Origin of the sequence: Chitinimonas sp., assembly GCF_036568685.1 — a bacterium.
In the GTDB taxonomy this organism is placed as follows: domain Bacteria; phylum Pseudomonadota; class Gammaproteobacteria; order Burkholderiales; family Chitinimonadaceae; genus Chitinimonas.
This window is the reverse complement of record NZ_DATCSC010000011.1, coordinates 15,906-32,911: the sequence shown is the minus strand read 5'-3', so window position 1 is coordinate 32,911 and position 17,006 is coordinate 15,906. Positions and strand designations below refer to the sequence as shown.

The following is a 17,006-nucleotide window of genomic DNA, read 5'->3' as shown; positions in this document are numbered from 1 at the left end:
TACCGCATCTGCCCCTCCTCGCCGGCCTGCGCCAGCCTGTTGGTGTTGGATTGGATAAGCTTGCCCGGCATGGACCGCAGCGGTGACAGGTGGTTCAGCGCGAATCCACCAGTGGCGAAGGCAGCCGGATATTGACCTGAGCACCGCCGCCGGCGGCACGATCCAGGGTCAGCTGACCACCGTGGGCCGCCACGATGTCGGCGACTACGGCAAGGCCGATCCCGTGGCCCGGCACCCGCTCATCCAGCCGAACCCCACGCTGCAGGGCAGCGTCCGGGTTGCTGAAGCCGGGGCCGTCGTCCTCGATACGGACATAGAGCACCCACCCCTCCACCCTGGCACTGATCTGTACCGTACCACGCGCCCATTTTGCGGCGTTATCCAAGAGGTTGCCGAAGACCTCGAAGGCGTCGCCCTCGTCGATACGCCAGGCCAGCGCAGCTCCGCAGTCGATGGGGTAGCTCAGCGCCTTGTCGGCATAGACCTTGGCCAGCGAATCGACGATGCGTCGGAAGATGGGCGCCAAGAGCAGCGGGGGGGCAAAGCGTACCGAGCCGCTGGCCGCGGCGCGACCCAACTGGTGTTGCACGATGCCATCCATGCGGGCCACTTGCTGGGCCACCACGGCCGGTAGCTCGGCTGGCTCGGCGAGCGCACCGCGCAACACGGCCAAGGGGGTCTTGAGGCTATGCGCCAGATCGCCCAGCGCATCCTTGTAGCGGGTCTGGCGGGACTGCTGCTGCTCGATCAGGGTATTGATATTGCCGGTGAGCCCGGCGATTTCGGAAGGGTAGACGCCTTCGATGCGCGGCTGCTCGCCGCGCTCGATGCCCTGGATCTCGCGCGCGACCCGCCTGAGCGGCGCCAGGCCCCAGCCCAGGAGCAGGGTCTGGGTGACCAGCAGCAGGAAGCCCGCGCCACCCAGCCAGCTCCAGAGCGTGCGGCGAAAGCTCGCCAGCTCGGTGAAGAACTCGGTCTCGTCCTCAACCACGGCAAAGGTCAGCGGCATGGCGCGCGGGCCTTCTGCCCACTTCACGCCATAGGCGGCGGCCAGATAACCCTTGCCACCGCTGCGTAGCTCATGAAAGCGCCACTCGCCCGCGCTCAAACGGCGCGGGAAAGGAGGTTGCAGCCCCAAGGTGGAGGGCGATTGCCACTCCTCGCGGCTGCTGGGGTTGGAGATATTGGCGTAAAGGCCGGAGTTGGGCAGCGAGAGGCGCGGCTCCTCCAGCGAGAGCGGCATGATCAGACCACCGCTGGCGTCGAGCTCCGCGCGCGCCAGCAGCAGGTAGACCGTGCTTTGCAGCCGCTCGTAGCGGGCGTCACGCACGCTGTCGGCATAGGCCCGCTGCAGGGCAAGACCGGCACCGGCCAGGAAGGCCAGCAAGACGACGGCCGCACCCAGCATCAGCCGGGTGCGGATAGACCAGCCGGCCAAGCGGATCATGCCCGCTCACCCAGCCATGGCAGTGATTTTGGCTGCCGGCGTGCGCTCATTCCAGTACAAAGCGATAACCGCGGCCACGCAGCGTCTCGATCGGACTGAGGCTGCCGTCCGGGTCCAACTTGCGACGCAGGCGGCCGATCAATACCTCCAGCACATTGCTGTCGCGGTCCTCATCGTGCGGGTAGAGGTAGTCGGACAATTCCTGCTTGCTGACCACCCGGGCACGTTCACGGACCAGATACTCCAGCATGCGGTATTCGAACGTGGTCAGCTCAATCGGCTCATCATGCAGGCGCGCCTGCTGGGCAGAGAAGTCGATGGCCAGGGGACCGACGCTCAGCACGTCGGACGTGGCCTTGAGCGCTCGCCTGAGCAGCGCCTTGATGCGCGCGGCCAGCTCGGGGTATTCGAAGGGCTTGACCAGATAATCGTCTGCACCGGCTTCCAAGCCCTTGACCTTGTCCTGCCAGCTGCCGCGGGCGGTCAGGATCAAGATGGGCAGGGTCCGGCCCTCGGCACGCAGCCGCTCGACCACCTGCAGGCCGCTCAGCTTGGGCAGGCCCAGGTCGACGATGGCCAGGTCAACCGGGTATTCGCTGGCCTGGAACAGGCCATCCTCACCATCGGCCGCCTCATCCACCCGGTAGCCATCGGCCTCCAGTTGCTTCTTCAAGCTCTGGCGCAGGGCGGTCTCATCTTCAATCAGCAGCAGTCGCATGATGTACGGTCGTTTCTCAAGTTCGGTTCAAAGCGGGCGGCCGCTGGCGACGTCGATAAAGATGACCCGGACTTCGCCCTGCGCGGTCACGACCTTGACCCGCCATACCGGCCGGCCTTCGCGCTCCGCCTTCTCGACCGACAGCACCCGCCCATTGCTCGCGCGCTGGGCGATGGCTGCCGCGTCATCGCGGCTGACGTCGGCCCAGGCCGGCATCGCAACGACGATCAGCAGACTGGCCAGCAGAGCGGAGAATTTCAGCATGGTGGGTCCTGTGCGAACGATAGGTTGGGAATAGTACTACGGTACCAGCGGATCGACCGACACCCGTACCGGCATGGTCCTGCCCGGGTTGTCGCGGGTGGTGGTGGTGTACTGCTGGCCACGGTATTCGTAGGTCACACGGTAACCGGTCACGCGGCTCTGCCAGTCCTCGACGGTACGGCAACGCTGCACTTCACGTGGGACGTCTTCGTACTCGACCCGGTTGTCGCGGTTGTCGATACGGTCACCGGTCAAGGCACCGACCACGGCACCCAGGGCGGTCGCCGCTTCACGGCCGTGGCCCTTGCCAACCTGGTTGCCGACGATGGCACCGGCCACGCCGCCAACCACGGCACCACCGTAGCTACGCTCGCCGCCGACACGACGGGTCTCGGTCACCACTTCGCTGGAGCATTCCTTGTGCGGCACGCTGATGCGCTCATATTGCGGTTCCACATTGCGGACGCGGGCGGTGTCTTCAAAGCTGGCAGCCTGCGCGCTGGCAAACCCTGCGGCTATCAGGCTGGAGAGTATGACGAGGCGGTTCATGGCGTACATCCTTTCTGTGAGGGATGGACGCAGTGTGAGGGCGGGGCAGTGAACCGAAGCTGAACATTGACGGCGCTACAAGGCGCCGCACTTTGGGCCTTGCGACCCAGGCCCAGCGCGCCCTGCGGGCTGAGTGCCGACCCACTCAGTCTTGCTAGAACGCTTCAGGCATCTTCTGCAGGATGATGAGGCGACGGTTCTCGATCCGCACATAGCCACCGAACACCAGCTCCTTCATGATCCGCGCCACCATCTCGCGCGAGGAACCGACCCGGTCGGCAATGGCCTGCTGGGTCATCGGTTCTTCGACCTGCAGGTGGCCTTCCTTCTCGACCGCCAGGTCTTCGAACAGCAGCCGGACCCGACTGTAGACATCCTTGAGTGCCAGGTTCTTGACCGCCTCGGTCAGTTGCCGGGTACGGCGTACCAGGCTGACCAGCACCTTGAACTGGATATTGGGGTGGTTGTGCAGGAGCGAAAGAAAGTCTTCCTTCTGGATGACCAGGAAGGCGCTCTGTTCTTCAGTCTCGACCGAGGCCGTACGCGGCTCGTCGTCCAACAGCGCCAGCTCGCCCACGTATTCACCCGGCCCCAGCACGGCCAGCACGTATTCCTTGCCGTTGGAATCGCTGACAAAGACCTTGAGACGGCCTTGCATCAACAGGAACATGGAGCTACCAGGATCCCCTTCATTGATGATGATGGTGCCCTTGGGATAGGTCTTGGCCGTGGCCGAAGCCTCGATATGGGACAGCTCCTCGTCGGAGAGGCCGTGGAACAGGGGGATTTGCTTCAGGGTCGCAATCATGGACATACCCGGCGGTTAGGAAGGCGCCTTCTCGGCACCGGCGGCAGGCTTGGCGGCATCCTTCTTGCCGGATTCGGCCTGGGCATCGGCATGCGTATCGGCTTCGGTTCCGCCACCGATCTCGACCGTGGCCACTTCGGATTTGCGGCTGGGCATATCCGGCGGCGGCGCCACGATTTCCAGCTTGTTCTTGGCCATGTATTCGTTCATTTCCTTCCAGCCGGCAAAGATGTCGGCCTTGGAAACACGGGGATTGCGCTGAAAACAATCCTCCAGCGCCCGGCCGGAATGACGGCAGGATGCCCCGATGGCGCGGCCATTGAGCTTGCTCTGGTTGGCCAGCTCGGACAGACGATCACAACCGGTCAGACCGAGCAGCAGCATGGCAAACAAAAATATCCGTGTTGTCATCGTGTTCGGACGCTTTATTCAAGTTGTTTAAGAATTGTAAGCCAGTTTTTGGCAATACTCACATCCAGCTGGCGGCACCGCGGTCTGGCCCCTGTTCCCTACCGCTGCCAAGCAACCGGCGAAGTACCCCTGACTTATCGGCAAGCTCCGCTTCAACTTTATGGCTGCCACGCGCTATTTCGCCAAGCACTGATTCAGGCCCAAGGTTGTGGCTTGGCGACCACAAGCGGCCCATCTACGCGCCAGAAATGACGAGCGTGCGCTTGACTGGGGGATTGCGTATAAAATGCGCAATTATTCGAACACTCGATCGCCCACCCAAGAAAAGCACCATGACCACACAAGAAGAGAAGACACGTCGAGCCGAACTGATTGCCGCCGCCAGCCGCCTGTTCAAGGAACAAGGCTACGAGCGCACCACCGTGCGCGACCTGGCCCAGGCCGTGGGCATGCAATCGGGCAGCCTGTTCTACCATTTCCGTACCAAGGAAGAGATGCTGGTGGCCGTCATGGCGGCAGGCATCGGCGACCTGACCGACCGCGCCGAAGAGGCGCTGGCCAACGCCAAGACCCCGCTCGACCGGCTCAAGACCCTGTGCCGCGTTCACCTCGACACCCTGCTCGGCGACGACAAGGGCGCTCTCTCGGTGCTGCTCTACGAATGGCCCAGCCTGTCGGACAAGGCGCGTGCCGAGCTGATCAAGCTGCGCGATGCCTATGAGCGCGACTGGCAACTGGTGCTCGACGAGGCCGCCGCTGCGGGCCTGGTGCACCAGGACACCCGCCTCTTGCGCAAGCTGTTGCTGGGCGGGCTGCATTGGACCATCCAGTGGTACAAGCCGGACGGCAACAGCAGCCCTTCGGAACTGGCCGACCGCATGCTTGAGCTGATCCTGAAGAAGTAAGCGCAGGACAACAAAAAACCCGCCTCTCGACGGGTTTTTTGTTGTCCGCCCCGGCCAGGTTCAGCGCGACGGGTAGGCTACGGCCTGCAAGCCCCCGCCGCCACCCTGCCAGCTCCATTGCGACTTCCAGGCACCGAGCACCATATTGGGGTACTCCGGCTGGCCCAGGCTGCCGTTGTAGCGGCCCAGAGCACGGTAGAGGTCACCCTTTTCGATATCGACATAGTGACGCAGGATGGTGCAGCCGAAACGCAGATTGGTATACATGTCGAACAGGTTGTGCTCGCTGCTACCGATGCTGCGCTGCCAGAAAGGCATGACCTGCATCAGACCGCGGGCACCGACCGAGGAGATGGCGTACTTTCGAAAGCCACTCTCCACCTGGATCAAGCCAAGCACCATCTGCGGGTCGAGCCCCGCGCGGGTCGCTTCGTAATGGATCGCCGTCAGCAGCTTCTCGCGCATGAAGTCGTCGGGAATCTTCTTCTTCAGGCGGGAGGACATTTCGCGTAGCCAGGCATCGCCTTCGGCCGGATTGGCGAACACCAACCGGGGCGCGACGCTGTCATTGATCGAACGCTGCATGGCCGTCGCCACCGAGAGCGACAAAGCCTCTTCCTTCTGCGCGCCGGCAAGCACCGGCAACGCAGCGGAAAACAGCATGGAAACAATGACTAAGCGACGCATAACCCCAACTCTAGGCCTCAAGCGGCCAGCTTGCCAGACAGGTAGGCACTGACCGCATCCTGGGCCACGAGTTCCGTCGTGCCATCGCGGCGCGACACGTACTCGACCTTGCCCTCGGCCAGCGACTTGTCGCCGATGGTGATCCGATGCGGCACACCGATCAGTTCCATATCGGCAAACATCACACCGGGTCGCTCGTTGCGGTCATCCAGCAGCACGTCCACACCCTTGCCACGCAGTTCGGCATAGAGCGCATCGGCTGCAGCCTTGACCGCCTCGGAGCGCTGGTAGCCCACCGGAACGATGGCCACGGTGAAGGGTGCCATGGCGGCGGTGAACTTGATGCCGCGCTCGTCGAAGTTCTGCTCGATGGCAGCACCGACGATGCGACTGACGCCAATACCATAGCAGCCCATTTCCATGGGCTTGAGCTGGCCTTCGCTGTCGAGGTAGTTGCAACCCAGCGCAGCCGAGTACTTGGTACGCAGCTGGAAGATATGGCCCACTTCGATACCGCGGCAGATCTCCAGCACGCCCTTGCCATCCGGTGAAGGATCGCCCGCCACGACATTGCGGATATCGGCCACCACGTCAGCCTCAGGCAGATCACGGCCCCAGTTGACGCCGGCGGTGTGGAATTTGGGCTTGTTGGCGCCGACCACGAAGTCGCTCATGGCCGCCACGGTACGGTCGGCGATCACGCGCACCTTGCTGCGGTCCACGCCGACCGGGCCCAGGAAGCCAGGGGGGCAGTTGAAGAAGGCGCGGATTTCTTCCTCGCTGGCAAAGCGGAAGTCGGCGAGACCCTCGATCTTGCCCACCTTGACCTCATTGAGGCTGTGGTCGCCACGCAGCAGCAGGATATGCAACTGCTCGCCGGCCATCAGGGCGATCAGCTTGACGGTGCGTTGCAGCGGAATACCCATCAGCTCGGCTACCGCCTCGCAGGTAGTCTGCTTGGGGGTGTCCACATCGCGCAGCGGCTCTACGGCAGCGGCGCGCGGGGCAGCGGGTGCCAGGGCCTCTGCCAGCTCCACATTGGCGGCGAAGTCACTGGTCGGGCAGTAGGCCAGCGCATCCTCGCCGGAATCGGCCAGGACATGGAATTCATGCGAGCCATCGCCACCGATCGCACCGGTATCGGCCGCGACCGCACGGAACTGCAGCCCCAGACGCGTGAACACATTGCTATAGGCGCGATACATGGTGGCGTAAGACTTCTCCAGGCCGGCGAAGTCCACGTCGAAGGAGTAGGCGTCCTTCATGACAAACTCGCGCGCCCGCATCACCCCAAAGCGCGGCCGGATCTCATCGCGGAATTTGGTCTGTACCTGGTAGAAGTTGAGCGGCAGCTGCTTGTAGCTCTTGATCTCGGTGCGGGCGATATCGGTGATGACTTCTTCATGGGTAGGGCCAAAGCAGAAGTCGCGATCATGCCGGTCCTTCATCTTCAACATCTGTGGGCCGAACACCGCCCAGCGGCCGCTCTCCTGCCACAGCTCGGCCGGCTGGATGGCCGGCATCAGGAGCTCCAGGGCACCCGACTGGTTCATTTCGTCGCGGACGATGGCCTCGACCTTGCGCAGCACGCGCAGGCCCAGCGGCATCCAGGTATAGAGGCCGGAACCGAGCTTCTTGATCAGGCCGGCGCGCAGCATCAGCTTGTGGCTGGGCAGCTCGGCCTCGTTGGGGGCTTCTTTGAGCGTGGAGAGAAAGAATTGCGAGGTGCGCATCGGCTGGCTGCTCGGTAATCAGGTCGTCAATATCGCGCGCTAAGCGCGCTGCCACGCCTGCCTACCCTGGCTGGCAGAGCGGCAAGCGGCATGGCGCAAATGCGCCATGTCGATGAAAGCAGACGATTTTACCGTAGCGCAACCGGTGCGGCGAGGGGGCCGTCAGCGGCGCTTGAGCACTTCCTCGATCTTGCCGCTGACCAGCTTGTCCAGCTGTGGCTGCAAAGCACCCAGCGTGCGCTTGAGCACCTCAACATGCAGCGAGGCAATCTGTTTGGCGAGTTCACCCCGCACCAGCTTCTCGATTTCGGGTTTGAGGCTGGTCAGGATGGCCGCCGTCAGCTCGGCCGGATCAGGCGCGGGCAAGGCATCGGCGGCATGGATCTCATCGGCGGCATCAAGCTCGATACTGAGCTCGGGCACTTCCTCCGATACCAGCTTGGCCACCGGCGCCGCCGGTGCCAAGGGTTTGAACGGCGCGGCCGGGACTGCCGGGGCCGCAGCTGTCGCAACCAATGGCGCAGGGTTGGCCTGCGGTGTGGCAGATATCGCTGGTGCCAGGGCTTGCGGGGGCGGTGCAACGGGACGTACCACCGACGCTGGCGCGATGGACGGGGGGGCCGCGCTGGTCGGCGCCGCTTTGGCTGGTGCCGTGGCCGGCTCGTCAGGCAGCGAGAAATCGAAATTGAGCGCCAGCTCCGGCATCAAGGGACCACTCACCGGCGATGGGGCCGGCGCGGGGGCCGGCTTGGCGATCGCAGGCTTGTCAGCGGGGATGACCAGCTCAGGAAAATCCAACACCGGCGGAGCCGGGTTCAGGGTTGCGGCCGGTCGTGGTGTGGCCGCCGGGGGCGGCACGATGGGACGGGAGTCGGGCAGGACGGGCGCCTCGTCGACCACTGGCAGGCTGGTGACCTCGGTCGGCGGGCCGTCCGGGCTATGACGCCATTGCGGGGCCGGTGCAGCAGGGGTATCCGCCGGATATTCAGCCCGGATCTCATCCGGTGTGAACATCAGGTCGTCACCCACCACGGAGGCCACCTGGGTCAAGACCGGGATCTCGCCGAACGCATCGGCAGGGTCAAGATCGGTCAGCACCGGCACATTGGGATCGACGCCGCTGCCACGATGCCGGGCAATCAACGCATCCATCTTGCCGAGCACTGCCGGCGGTTCGGTATCAGGGTCCGGCGGGGGATAGGACTCAGCCATGTCTCAACCTTTAACCAGTGTGGCCATGTCGGTGAAGTCCACCTCGTAGCCGGCCTGCTTGTAGAGCTGCAAGCGTGTCCGCGCCTCCTGGCGCAGGGCCATGTCGTCGCGCGGCACGATTTCGACGATGCGTTCTATCCCCATGTCGGTACGGACAATATGGGAAGTCCAGTTAAACACCACGTCCCGCGGCAACAGCACCTCGAGGCGGTGGTCGATCAGCGCCGGTGTCTGGGCAGCCAGCGCGTGGCTGCCCAGGCAATGCGGCACAAAACCGGTGGGTGGGAACTCCCACAGCAGCCGGTCCAGCATCTGGCTGGCCGTCTCGGAATCCGTCACCACACCGGTGGCGAGCTTGCGCTTCACCGCCTTGCCCACGAGCTGGCATAGCGCCTGCTCGCGGTTGGCCACGTTGAAGTAGAAGCTCGCCTGTGGCACGGGCCTTACTTCTTCTTAGCAGCCGTTTTCGCGGCCGGCTTGGCGACAGCAGGCTTGGCGGCCGGCTTCACCGCGGGCTTGGCCACTGCAGCGGGCTTGGCGGCGGCTTTTGCGGCAGGCTTGGCGGCCGGTTTAGCAGCCGGCTTGGCCGTCTTCGCAGCTACGGCAGCCTTGGCCGCAGGTGCCGCCTTGCTGGCAGCAGCAGCCTTGGCCGGTGCAGCCTTGGCAGTCGGTGCGGCCTTGGCGGCGGACTTGGTCTTGCCGGCAGCAGCGGCGCGGGTACGCAGGAACTGGGTCAGGAGCGGCACCGGGCGACCGGTAGCACCCTTGGCAGCGCCCGACTTCCAGGCAGTACCGGCGATATCGAGGTGAGCCCAGTCGTACTTCTCGGCAAAGCGCGACAGGAAGCAGGCTGCAGTCACCGAACCACCGCCCGGACCGCCGATATTGGCGAGGTCGGCGAAGTTGGATTTCAGCTGTTCGTGGTATTCCTCGCCCATCGGCATCTGCCAGGCGCGGTCACCGGCCTGATCGCCAGCGACTTGCAGTTCGCGGGCCAGCGCGTCCTTGTTGGCATACAGGCCGCTGGTGTGGTTGCCCAGGGCGACCACGCAAGCACCGGTCAGGGTGGCTACGTCGATCACCACGGCCGGGTCAAAACGCTCGGCGTAGGTCAGCGCGTCGCACAGGATCAGACGACCTTCAGCATCGGTATTGAGGATCTCGACGGTCAGACCATTCATGGTGGTGACCACGTCGCCCGGCTTGCTGGCGTTGCCGGCCGGCATGTTCTCGCAGCTGGCGACCACGGCGTAGACATTGAGGGGCAGCTTGGCAGCGCCGACGCCATGCATGGTGGCCAACACCGAACCGGCACCCATCATGTCGTACTTCATCTCGTCCATATTGGCACCCGGCTTGAGGCTGATACCGCCCGAATCGAAGGTGATGCCCTTGCCCACCAGCACGATGGGCTTATCACCCTTGGCACCGCCTTCATGCTTGAGGACGATCAGCTTCATGGGCTCGACCGAGCCCTTGGCAACCGACACGAAGGACAGCATGCCGAGCTTCTCGATCTCGGCGCGGTCCAGCACTTCGACCTTCATGCCGAACTGCTTGGCGATGTCCTTGGCGGTGTTGGCAAGGTGGGTCGGGGTGCAGAAGTTGGGGGGCAGGTTGCCCAGGCTCTTGGCCACGGTCAACGAGGAGCCCAGTGCGGCACCGGCGGCTACGCCGGCGCTGGCGGCGGCCTCGTCGGCCTTGCCGACCAGCACGGTCACCTTCTTGAGGACGGCCTTGGTGTCCTTCTTGGACTTGGTGGCATCGTACTTGTAGCTGGCATCGTGCGCCGCGACGGCGATCTCTTCGGCAGCCCAAGCGGCAGCCTTGCCGTCGAAGGCAACAGCCAGTTCACCACCGGCAGCCACGCCGGCCTTGACGGCGGCACGGGCGGCATCACGGAATTCCTTGTCGCTGCTGCCCACGCTGACCAGCAACACGCGCTCGGCGGCAACACCGTTCACCTTGTGCAGCAGTACGCTGCTGCCGGCCTTGGCGTCGAGATCGCCCAGCTTGACGACTGCGGCGAGATGGCCGCCGGCAGCCTTGTCCACCGCTTGCGCCGCAGCGCCCAGTTTTCCGTTGCTGACCGACAGTGCCAGCACAGCTGCTTTGTGTTTTTCAGGGCTTGCGGCCTTGGCGATGATTTCCACGGTGGACTCCTGTAAGATCGCGGCTTGGCCGCCACCCGAAATGGGATAGCGCGCCCCGCTGGGTTTCTGATACGCACCGCGGCTTGTGGCCGCAGCGAGAATCGGGGAAATTCCCCCGATTTTCCGAACTCAACCGGCAAAAGTCAAAGCACAACCTGTGTCCGCCCCGAATTCACGCCCTTCCCCGTTGCGTTTGATCATGCCGTCCGAGCGATTGTTCGAGCGCGCCATGCTGCGCGAATTCGCCAGCATGGGGGCCGGTGTGTTCATCGTTCTGCTCAGCATCATGGTCGTCACCAGCGGTGCCAAACTGCTGAGTTGGGCTGCCAGCGGCACGGTCAGCGCCGATGCCGTCGGTGCGCTGCTGGGCTTCACCTTGCTGGGTATCGTGCCCTGGATCGTCTCCATGACGGTGTTCATCACCGTGCTGTGGTCATTGACCCGTGCCTGGCGCGATCACGAAATGGCGATCTGGTTTTCTGCCGGCCAACCGCTGACCGCCTGGATACGCCCAACACTGACCTTTGCCGTGCCGCTCGCCCTCGTGGTGGCCATGTTGAGCATGGGGCTTAGCCCCTGGGCCAAACAGAAGAGCCGTGAATACCGCGAGCAGATGGCCAGCCGCGACGATCTCTCCGCTCTCTCCCCTGGCCTCTTCAAGGAATCCACCCTGGCCGACAGGGTGACCTTTATCGAGAATTTCGCCGGCAAGAGTGGCGCAGCGCGCAACATCTTCGTGCAATCGACCGAAAAGGATGGCTCGCAGACCGTCACCGTCTCGGCCGAAGGCTACCTACTGAGCATGCCGGATGGCGAGCGCACCCTGGTGCTACAGAATGGCCGCCGCTATGAGGGCACCCAGGGCCAGGTCAACTACCGCATCGTCCAGTTCACCGAGGCCCGCATCCGTGTGCAGGAGCCTGACCGTCACGAGGTACGCACCTCCAGCGAGGCAGCCCCTACGCTGGACCTGATCGGCAGCCAGGACCTTGACGACAAGGGCGAACTGGCCAGGCGTATTGCCAGCCCGGTGACCACCCTGTTACTGGCCCTGCTGGCCATACCGCTGGCCTACGTCAACCCGCGGGTCGGTCGCGGCTTCAACCTGATCGTCGCCATCCTGCTGTTCTCCATCTACCTCAACCTGGTCAGCATCGGCCAGAGCTGGATCTCCTCCGGCAAGCTGCCCAGCATTGTTGGTATCTGGCCGGTGCACCTGGTCATGACCGTCGTGGTATGGGCCCTGTTCCGCTTGCGAGCCAAGCCGCGCACATGAAAGCCATCACCCGCTACCTGATCGCCGATATCGTCCGCAGCAGCGTGTTCGTGCTGGCGGGCCTGCTCGGCCTGTTCCTGTTCTTCGACCTGATCGGCGAGTTGCGCGATGTCGGCCACGGCAGCTATACCTTTGCCAAATTGCTGGGCTACGTGCTGTTGCTGGTGCCGGGCCACGCCTACGATCTGATGCCGATCGCGGTGCTGATCGGCGGCATGATCGGCCTCTCCATGCTGAACCAGCATTCCGAACTGACTGTGATGCGGGTAGGTGGATTGTCACTGGTCCGGCTGATCGGCATCCTCGCGGTGGCCGGCCTGCTGTTCGCCCTGGCGACCATGGCCATCGGCGAGTACGTGGCCCCCTACGCCGAACGCTCGGCCACCCAGCTGCAGCTGGCGGCCAAGGGCCAGGTACTGACACAGGACTCCCGCTCTGGCTTCTGGCAGCGTGAGGAAGGCAGCTTTGTGAACGTGCGCGAGGTCCTGCCCGACCAGACGTTGCGCCATGTCAACGTCTACCGCTTCGACCGTGCCCAGCACATGTCCAGCTACGGTTACGCCCTGCGCGGCCAGTGGCTGCCCACCGAAGGCGCCTGGAAGCTGACCGACATCACCCTGACCCATTTCGACCAGGACCAGGTCCGGATGGAGAGGCTGCCCGAGTACGTGTGGCGTTCCTCGCTGACGCCCAGCACGCTGTCCGTGCTGCTGATCCGGCCCGAGCAGATGTCCATCCTGACCCTGCTCGACTATATCGAGCACTTGCGGCGCAACCAGCAAAAGACCAGCCGTTACGAGATCGCGCTGTGGACCAAGCTGGTCTACCCGCTGGCCAGCCTGGCCATGCTGGTAATCGCCCTGCCCTTCGCCCAAACCCAGCGGCGCGCCGGCGGGGTGGGCATGAAGCTCTTTATCGGCATCATGATGGGGTTGGGCTTTTACTTCGTGAACAAGCTGATCAGCACCTGGGGCCTGCTCTATGACTGGCCGCCCGTGCTGGCAGCCTCCATCCCGACGCTGAGCTTCCTGTTGTTCGCTCTCGCCCTGCTCTACCGCCAGGAACGACGTTAACACCGCCAACCTGACACCCAGACCTGGGCCAGGAATAAAGCAGAACGCCCGGCAAGCCCGGGCGTTTTGCCTTGTGTGGGCCAAGAGCATCGTTCAGCCGATGAAGTAGGCCAGCGCGAAGAGGCCGATCATCAGCACACTGAGGGTAAGCTTGGCGACGGTCCCCACCAGCATGCCCAGCCAGGTTGCCAGCCCGACCTTGCCGGCTCGTAACGTTTCGCCACGGGCGATCAACTCCCCCGCCGCAGCGCCGACAAAGGGGCCGAATATCAGACCGGGTATACCCAGAAAGATGCCCAGCACCGCCCCCAGGGTGGCACCGATGACGGCCTGGCGGCTGGCGCCCAGCTTTTTCGCCCCCCAGGCACCGGCGATGAAGTCGATCACGGCCATGATGATGGTCAGGGCCAGCAGCACCGCCAACCAGCCCCAGCCCACGCGCTGGAAACCATCGAGCCAGGCACCGAGCAGAAAGCCGCCAAACAGCAGCGGTGCCGCCGGGATCAGTGGCAGCAGATTGCCGGCGAGGCCCGCCAGCAACATCACGAATACCAGCAACCAGCCCAGCCATGCCGCGTAGTCCATACCACCCTCTCCGCCTGGGCGACAGCGCCCAGGGGCGAGCATAGCCGGCAGCGATGCCAGCGGCCAGACCGGGGCAAGGAAGGGAAGTTGGAAATGCAAAGGCGACCCTGCCTGCTGGTCGCCTTGGTTTGCCGGTTTACCTTCCGGCTGCAGCGTTAACACACGCTACATGAAGGACGGGTCAATGCAACGTACCCGTTAGAAATGCGTAGTCGCCAGCACGGCGGCCAAAGGAACCACGCTGATCACTGCCGATCAGCGCCAGGTTGGAAATTCGCCAGTCGCGTTCCTGCGGATGTATGGGGTGACGACGTTGAACGGCGCGACGTTCCGGGCCTTGGTAGCTAAGCGTGTCAATCAATCTCAATGACTGTTCGCGCATCCGGCCTCCTTTCCTTGGCGCAGCGCTGACATCCGCTGCTTGAGACCTGACTCTAGTCCTGTAGGGTTTTTTTTGCGCGCCCGTTCGTCGCGGAAGAAGCACCTAGTTGAAAACAACGAGCGACACGTGGCACCCAAGTTCAGAGGTGCGCCCGGGAACCCGGACGCTTACCCATTGCGAGACCTGATGCAACGGTGCTCACCTGATTTAGCCCCAGCCCCTCCGCCCCGCCCGCCGGCGGGGAACCTCGCTGACGCTCGTCAGCGCGCCGTAGAGGCTTTACCTAACACCCGTTGCTTTTCGTACTAACCGCCCCAGCCGAAGCGGCGCAGGTCGATGCGGCCGTTGTCGGCGAATTGCACGCCTTCGGCTTCCAGTAGCACACGCTGCAGGTCGTCCGAGCCATCGAGGCCGCGCGGGCTGATGCGGCCTTCGCCATTGACGACCCGCCACCAGGGTACGCTGGCCGCGTCGTCAGGGACCTGCTTGAGTGCCACACCCACGTGGCGGGCATGGCGTGGCAGTCCCGCCGCCTTGGCGACCGCGCCGTAACTCATCACCCAGCCCTCGGGTATGGTACGGATCACGGCGTAGAAGGCGGCGTGCTGGGCGTTCATCTGGCCGGTACGCCCGCCACTGCCTGGTAGTGCAGCACGGTCGGGAAAGGGTCGTAGAAGTGGTGCAGCAACGCCTTCCACTGCTGGTACTGCGGCGATAGGCGAAAACCCTGTTCATGGTCAGCCAGGCTCCGCCAGCGCACCAGCAGGGCGTAGTGGCCAACGCGCTCCAGGCAACGCTGCAGCTCGTGCTCAACGTAGCCCGGCATGCTGGCGATGATGCGCTGTGCTTCCAGAAAGGCGGCCTCAAAGGCCGCCTCCTGGCCGGGTCGCACCTGTAGGGGTGCGATCTCCAGTATCAACTCAGCCCCGCTCGATCTGGCTGACATCGCGCACCGCACCGGTGTCGGCACTGGTGGTCATGGCGGCGTAGGCACGCAAGGCCGGGCTGACATGACGTTGCCGATCGACGGGCTTCCAGGCATCTTTGCCACGCGCCTCCATGGCGGCGCGGCGACGCGCCAGCTCGCTCTCGGCAATCGCAAGATGAATACGACGGTTGGGGATGTCGATCTCAACGGTATCGCCCTCCTCCACCAGGCCGATAGCACCACCCTCGGCCGCCTCAGGCGAGGCATGGCCAATCGAAAGGCCCGACGTACCACCGGAAAAACGCCCGTCGGTCAGCAGCGCGCAAGCCTTGCCCAGGCCCTTGGACTTCAGATAGCTGGTCGGGTAGAGCATCTCCTGCATGCCGGGCCCGCCCTTGGGGCCTTCGTAGCGGATCAGCACCAGGTCGCCCGCCACGATGCGGTCGGCCAGGATGGCCTCTACCGCTGAATCCTGGCTCTCGAAGATACGGGCCCGGCCAGTGAAGGTCAGGATGCTCTCGTCCACGCCGGCCGTCTTCACGATACAGCCACGCTCGGCGATATTGCCGTACAGCACGGCCAAGCCGCCGTCCTGCGAATAGGCATTCTCCTTGGAGCGGATGCAACCGTTGGTACGGTCCATGTCGAGATCGGGGTAGCGCATGGACTGGCTGAAGGCGATGGTGGTGGGTACACCACCCGGCGCGGCACGGAAGAAGCGGTGCGCCTCGGAGTCGGCCGGCTGGCGCATCACATCCCAGGCGGCCAACGCAGCCCCCATGTTGGGCGCATGTACGGTCAGCGCATCGCCATGGATCAAGCCGGCACGGTCCAGCTCAGCCAGGATGCCGATCACGCCACCGGCGCGGTGCACATCCTCCATATGGTACTTCTGGGTGGCCGGTGCCACCTTGGCCAGGCACGGTACCCGGCGCGAGACGCGGTCGATGTCGGCCATCTTGAAGTCCACACCGGCCTCGCTGGCGGCCGCCAAAAGGTGCAGCACGGTATTGGTCGAGCCGCCCATGGCCACATCCAGGCTCATGGCGTTCTCAAAGGCCTTGAAGGTGGCAATGCTGCGCGGCAGCACCGAGGCGTCGTCGCCTTCGTAAAAACGCTTGGCCAGCTCAACGATCAAGCGGCCGGCCTTGAGGAACAGCTCCTTTCGGTCCGCATGGGTAGCCAGGGTGGAGCCGTTGCCCGGCAAGCTCAGGCCCAGGGCCTCGGTCAGACAGTTCATGGAATTGGCGGTGAACATGCCCGAACAGGAACCGCAGGTCGGGCAGGCGCTGCGCTCGACCGCGGCCACCTCGGCATCGCTGACCTTGTCGTTGGCGGCCTCCACCATGGCGTCCACAAGGTCGAGCTTGCGGGTCTCGCCATGCCAGTTGACCTTGCCGGCCTCCATGGGCCCGCCAGATACGAACACCACCGGGATATTGAGCCGCAGTGCGGCCATCAACATGCCGGGGGTGATCTTGTCACAGTTGGAGATACACACCAGCGCATCGGCACAGTGGGCGTTGACCATGTACTCGACCGAGTCGGCGATCAGCTCACGGCTGGGCAGCGAATAGAGCATGCCGCCATGGCCCATGGCGATGCCGTCGTCCACGGCAATGGTGTTGAATTCCTTGGCCACGCCACCGGCACGCTCCACCTCGCGGGCCACCAACTGGCCAAGGTTCTGCAGGTGCACGTGGCCAGGCACGAATTGGGTGAAACTGTTGGCGATGGCAATGATGGGCTTGTCGAAGTCGCCATCCTTCATGCCGGTGGCGCGCCAGAGTGCGCGAGCACCGGCCATGTTGCGGCCGTGGGTGGTGGTACGGGAACGGTAAGCGGGCATGGGGTGAATCCTTGGCGTGCCAGTGC

Annotated in this window: 19 protein-coding genes; 3 read left to right on the top strand and 16 right to left on the bottom strand. The window is 64.1% G+C overall.

What is annotated here, in order from left to right:
* Positions 1 to 94 precede the first annotated feature (94 nt).
* The 6 genes from VIM95_RS01980 to VIM95_RS01955 all read right to left on the bottom strand — a co-directional run bounded on the left by VIM95_RS01980 (position 95) and on the right by VIM95_RS01955 (position 4,170).
* Positions 95 to 1,447, bottom strand: a complete 1,353-nt coding sequence (locus VIM95_RS01980; RefSeq protein WP_331982386.1) for an ATP-binding protein — start codon at positions 1,445 to 1,447, stop codon at positions 95 to 97.
* Positions 1,448 to 1,493: 46 nt separating this feature from the next.
* Positions 1,494 to 2,165, bottom strand: a complete 672-nt coding sequence (locus VIM95_RS01975) for a response regulator transcription factor (protein ID WP_331982383.1) — start codon at positions 2,163 to 2,165, stop codon at positions 1,494 to 1,496.
* 27 nt (positions 2,166 to 2,192) lie between these two features.
* The gene (locus VIM95_RS01970; RefSeq protein ID WP_331982380.1) at positions 2,193 to 2,429 is read right to left on the bottom strand and encodes a PepSY domain-containing protein; all 237 of its coding nucleotides are present in this window, start codon (positions 2,427 to 2,429) and stop codon (positions 2,193 to 2,195) included.
* Between the two features lie 36 nt (positions 2,430 to 2,465).
* Positions 2,466 to 2,978: a glycine zipper 2TM domain-containing protein gene (locus VIM95_RS01965; protein WP_331982377.1), complete on the bottom strand. Its 513-nt coding sequence runs from the start codon at positions 2,976 to 2,978 to the stop codon at positions 2,466 to 2,468.
* Between the two features lie 154 nt (positions 2,979 to 3,132).
* The gene (locus VIM95_RS01960) at positions 3,133 to 3,786 is read right to left on the bottom strand and encodes a Crp/Fnr family transcriptional regulator (RefSeq protein WP_331982374.1); all 654 of its coding nucleotides are present in this window, start codon (positions 3,784 to 3,786) and stop codon (positions 3,133 to 3,135) included.
* 15 nt (positions 3,787 to 3,801) lie between these two features.
* Positions 3,802 to 4,170 (bottom strand): hypothetical protein, encoded by a 369-nt coding sequence (locus VIM95_RS01955; protein ID WP_331982370.1) that lies wholly within the window; start codon positions 4,168 to 4,170, stop codon positions 3,802 to 3,804.
* A 359-nt stretch (positions 4,171 to 4,529) separates the two neighbouring features.
* On the opposite strand from VIM95_RS01955, the gene VIM95_RS01950 reads away from it, so the two are divergent.
* Positions 4,530 to 5,102, top strand: a complete 573-nt coding sequence (locus tag VIM95_RS01950) for a TetR/AcrR family transcriptional regulator (RefSeq protein ID WP_331982367.1) — start codon at positions 4,530 to 4,532, stop codon at positions 5,100 to 5,102.
* A 60-nt stretch (positions 5,103 to 5,162) separates the two neighbouring features.
* On the opposite strand, the gene VIM95_RS01945 is transcribed toward VIM95_RS01950, so the two are convergent.
* The 5 genes from VIM95_RS01945 to VIM95_RS01925 all read right to left on the bottom strand — a co-directional run bounded on the left by VIM95_RS01945 (position 5,163) and on the right by VIM95_RS01925 (position 10,887).
* Positions 5,163 to 5,789 (bottom strand): lytic transglycosylase domain-containing protein, encoded by a 627-nt coding sequence (locus VIM95_RS01945; protein WP_331982364.1) that lies wholly within the window; start codon positions 5,787 to 5,789, stop codon positions 5,163 to 5,165.
* 17 nt (positions 5,790 to 5,806) lie between these two features.
* Complete coding sequence (locus VIM95_RS01940; protein ID WP_331982361.1) at positions 5,807 to 7,522, bottom strand: proline--tRNA ligase; 1,716 nt, start codon at positions 7,520 to 7,522, stop codon at positions 5,807 to 5,809.
* A gap of 162 nt (positions 7,523 to 7,684) precedes the next feature.
* Entirely contained in the window at positions 7,685 to 8,734 is a 1,050-nt protein-coding gene (locus VIM95_RS01935) for a hypothetical protein (RefSeq protein WP_331982358.1), read from the bottom strand.
* A 3-nt stretch (positions 8,735 to 8,737) separates the two neighbouring features.
* Positions 8,738 to 9,172 (bottom strand): DNA polymerase III subunit chi, encoded by a 435-nt coding sequence (locus VIM95_RS01930; RefSeq protein ID WP_331982355.1) that lies wholly within the window; start codon positions 9,170 to 9,172, stop codon positions 8,738 to 8,740.
* 5 nt (positions 9,173 to 9,177) lie between these two features.
* Complete coding sequence (locus VIM95_RS01925; RefSeq protein WP_331982352.1) at positions 9,178 to 10,887, bottom strand: leucyl aminopeptidase; 1,710 nt, start codon at positions 10,885 to 10,887, stop codon at positions 9,178 to 9,180.
* Positions 10,888 to 11,086: 199 nt separating this feature from the next.
* On the opposite strand from VIM95_RS01925, the gene lptF reads away from it, so the two are divergent.
* Positions 11,087 to 12,163: an LPS export ABC transporter permease LptF gene (lptF, locus tag VIM95_RS01920; protein ID WP_331982349.1), complete on the top strand. Its 1,077-nt coding sequence runs from the start codon at positions 11,087 to 11,089 to the stop codon at positions 12,161 to 12,163.
* On the top strand, positions 12,160 to 13,236 hold the full coding sequence (gene lptG, locus VIM95_RS01915; protein WP_331982346.1) for an LPS export ABC transporter permease LptG: 1,077 nt from the start codon (positions 12,160 to 12,162) through the stop codon (positions 13,234 to 13,236). The genes lptF and lptG overlap by 4 nt, the downstream gene beginning before the upstream one ends.
* A 93-nt stretch (positions 13,237 to 13,329) precedes the next feature.
* Here the strand turns inward: lptG and VIM95_RS01910 are convergent, their stop codons facing one another.
* The 5 genes from VIM95_RS01910 to ilvD form a co-directional block, all read right to left on the bottom strand.
* Positions 13,330 to 13,821 (bottom strand): DUF456 domain-containing protein, encoded by a 492-nt coding sequence (locus VIM95_RS01910; protein ID WP_331982343.1) that lies wholly within the window; start codon positions 13,819 to 13,821, stop codon positions 13,330 to 13,332.
* A gap of 181 nt (positions 13,822 to 14,002) precedes the next feature.
* Positions 14,003 to 14,203: a hypothetical protein gene (locus tag VIM95_RS01905; protein ID WP_331982340.1), complete on the bottom strand. Its 201-nt coding sequence runs from the start codon at positions 14,201 to 14,203 to the stop codon at positions 14,003 to 14,005.
* 305 nt (positions 14,204 to 14,508) lie between these two features.
* The gene (locus VIM95_RS01900; RefSeq protein ID WP_331982337.1) at positions 14,509 to 14,820 is read right to left on the bottom strand and encodes an MGMT family protein; all 312 of its coding nucleotides are present in this window, start codon (positions 14,818 to 14,820) and stop codon (positions 14,509 to 14,511) included.
* Positions 14,817 to 15,149: an antibiotic biosynthesis monooxygenase gene (locus VIM95_RS01895; RefSeq protein WP_331982334.1), complete on the bottom strand. Its 333-nt coding sequence runs from the start codon at positions 15,147 to 15,149 to the stop codon at positions 14,817 to 14,819. Before VIM95_RS01895 ends, VIM95_RS01900 begins: the two co-directional genes overlap by 4 nt.
* Positions 15,124 to 16,980: a dihydroxy-acid dehydratase gene (ilvD, locus tag VIM95_RS01890; RefSeq protein WP_331982331.1), complete on the bottom strand. Its 1,857-nt coding sequence runs from the start codon at positions 16,978 to 16,980 to the stop codon at positions 15,124 to 15,126. The genes VIM95_RS01895 and ilvD overlap by 26 nt, the downstream gene beginning before the upstream one ends.
* Positions 16,981 to 17,006 lie beyond the last annotated feature (26 nt).

Bases quoted from the DNA above. Each gene is read 5' to 3' on its own strand.
- VIM95_RS01895 (WP_331982334.1), bottom strand. From the start codon at position 15,149: ATGTCAGCCAGATCGAGCGGGGCTGAGTTGATACTGGAGATCGCACCC.
- ilvD (WP_331982331.1), bottom strand. From the start codon at position 16,980: ATGCCCGCTTACCGTTCCCGTACCACCACCCACGGCCGCAACATGGCC.
- VIM95_RS01960 (WP_331982374.1), bottom strand. From the start codon at position 3,786: ATGATTGCGACCCTGAAGCAAATCCCCCTGTTCCACGGCCTCTCCGAC.
- VIM95_RS01975 (WP_331982383.1), bottom strand. From the start codon at position 2,165: ATGCGACTGCTGCTGATTGAAGATGAGACCGCCCTGCGCCAGAGCTTG.
- lptF (WP_331982349.1), top strand. From the start codon at position 11,087: ATGCCGTCCGAGCGATTGTTCGAGCGCGCCATGCTGCGCGAATTCGCC.
- VIM95_RS01940 (WP_331982361.1), bottom strand. From the start codon at position 7,522: ATGCGCACCTCGCAATTCTTTCTCTCCACGCTCAAAGAAGCCCCCAAC.
- VIM95_RS01970 (WP_331982380.1), bottom strand. From the start codon at position 2,429: ATGCTGAAATTCTCCGCTCTGCTGGCCAGTCTGCTGATCGTCGTTGCG.
- VIM95_RS01955 (WP_331982370.1), bottom strand. From the start codon at position 4,170: ATGCTGCTGCTCGGTCTGACCGGTTGTGATCGTCTGTCCGAGCTGGCC.
- lptG (WP_331982346.1), top strand. From the start codon at position 12,160: ATGAAAGCCATCACCCGCTACCTGATCGCCGATATCGTCCGCAGCAGC.
- VIM95_RS01910 (WP_331982343.1), bottom strand. From the start codon at position 13,821: ATGGACTACGCGGCATGGCTGGGCTGGTTGCTGGTATTCGTGATGTTG.
- VIM95_RS01900 (WP_331982337.1), bottom strand. From the start codon at position 14,820: ATGAACGCCCAGCACGCCGCCTTCTACGCCGTGATCCGTACCATACCC.
- VIM95_RS01965 (WP_331982377.1), bottom strand. From the start codon at position 2,978: ATGAACCGCCTCGTCATACTCTCCAGCCTGATAGCCGCAGGGTTTGCC.
- VIM95_RS01935 (WP_331982358.1), bottom strand. From the start codon at position 8,734: ATGGCTGAGTCCTATCCCCCGCCGGACCCTGATACCGAACCGCCGGCA.
- VIM95_RS01945 (WP_331982364.1), bottom strand. From the start codon at position 5,789: ATGCGTCGCTTAGTCATTGTTTCCATGCTGTTTTCCGCTGCGTTGCCG.
- VIM95_RS01980 (WP_331982386.1), bottom strand. From the start codon at position 1,447: ATGATCCGCTTGGCCGGCTGGTCTATCCGCACCCGGCTGATGCTGGGT.
- VIM95_RS01950 (WP_331982367.1), top strand. From the start codon at position 4,530: ATGACCACACAAGAAGAGAAGACACGTCGAGCCGAACTGATTGCCGCC.
- VIM95_RS01905 (WP_331982340.1), bottom strand. From the start codon at position 14,203: ATGCGCGAACAGTCATTGAGATTGATTGACACGCTTAGCTACCAAGGC.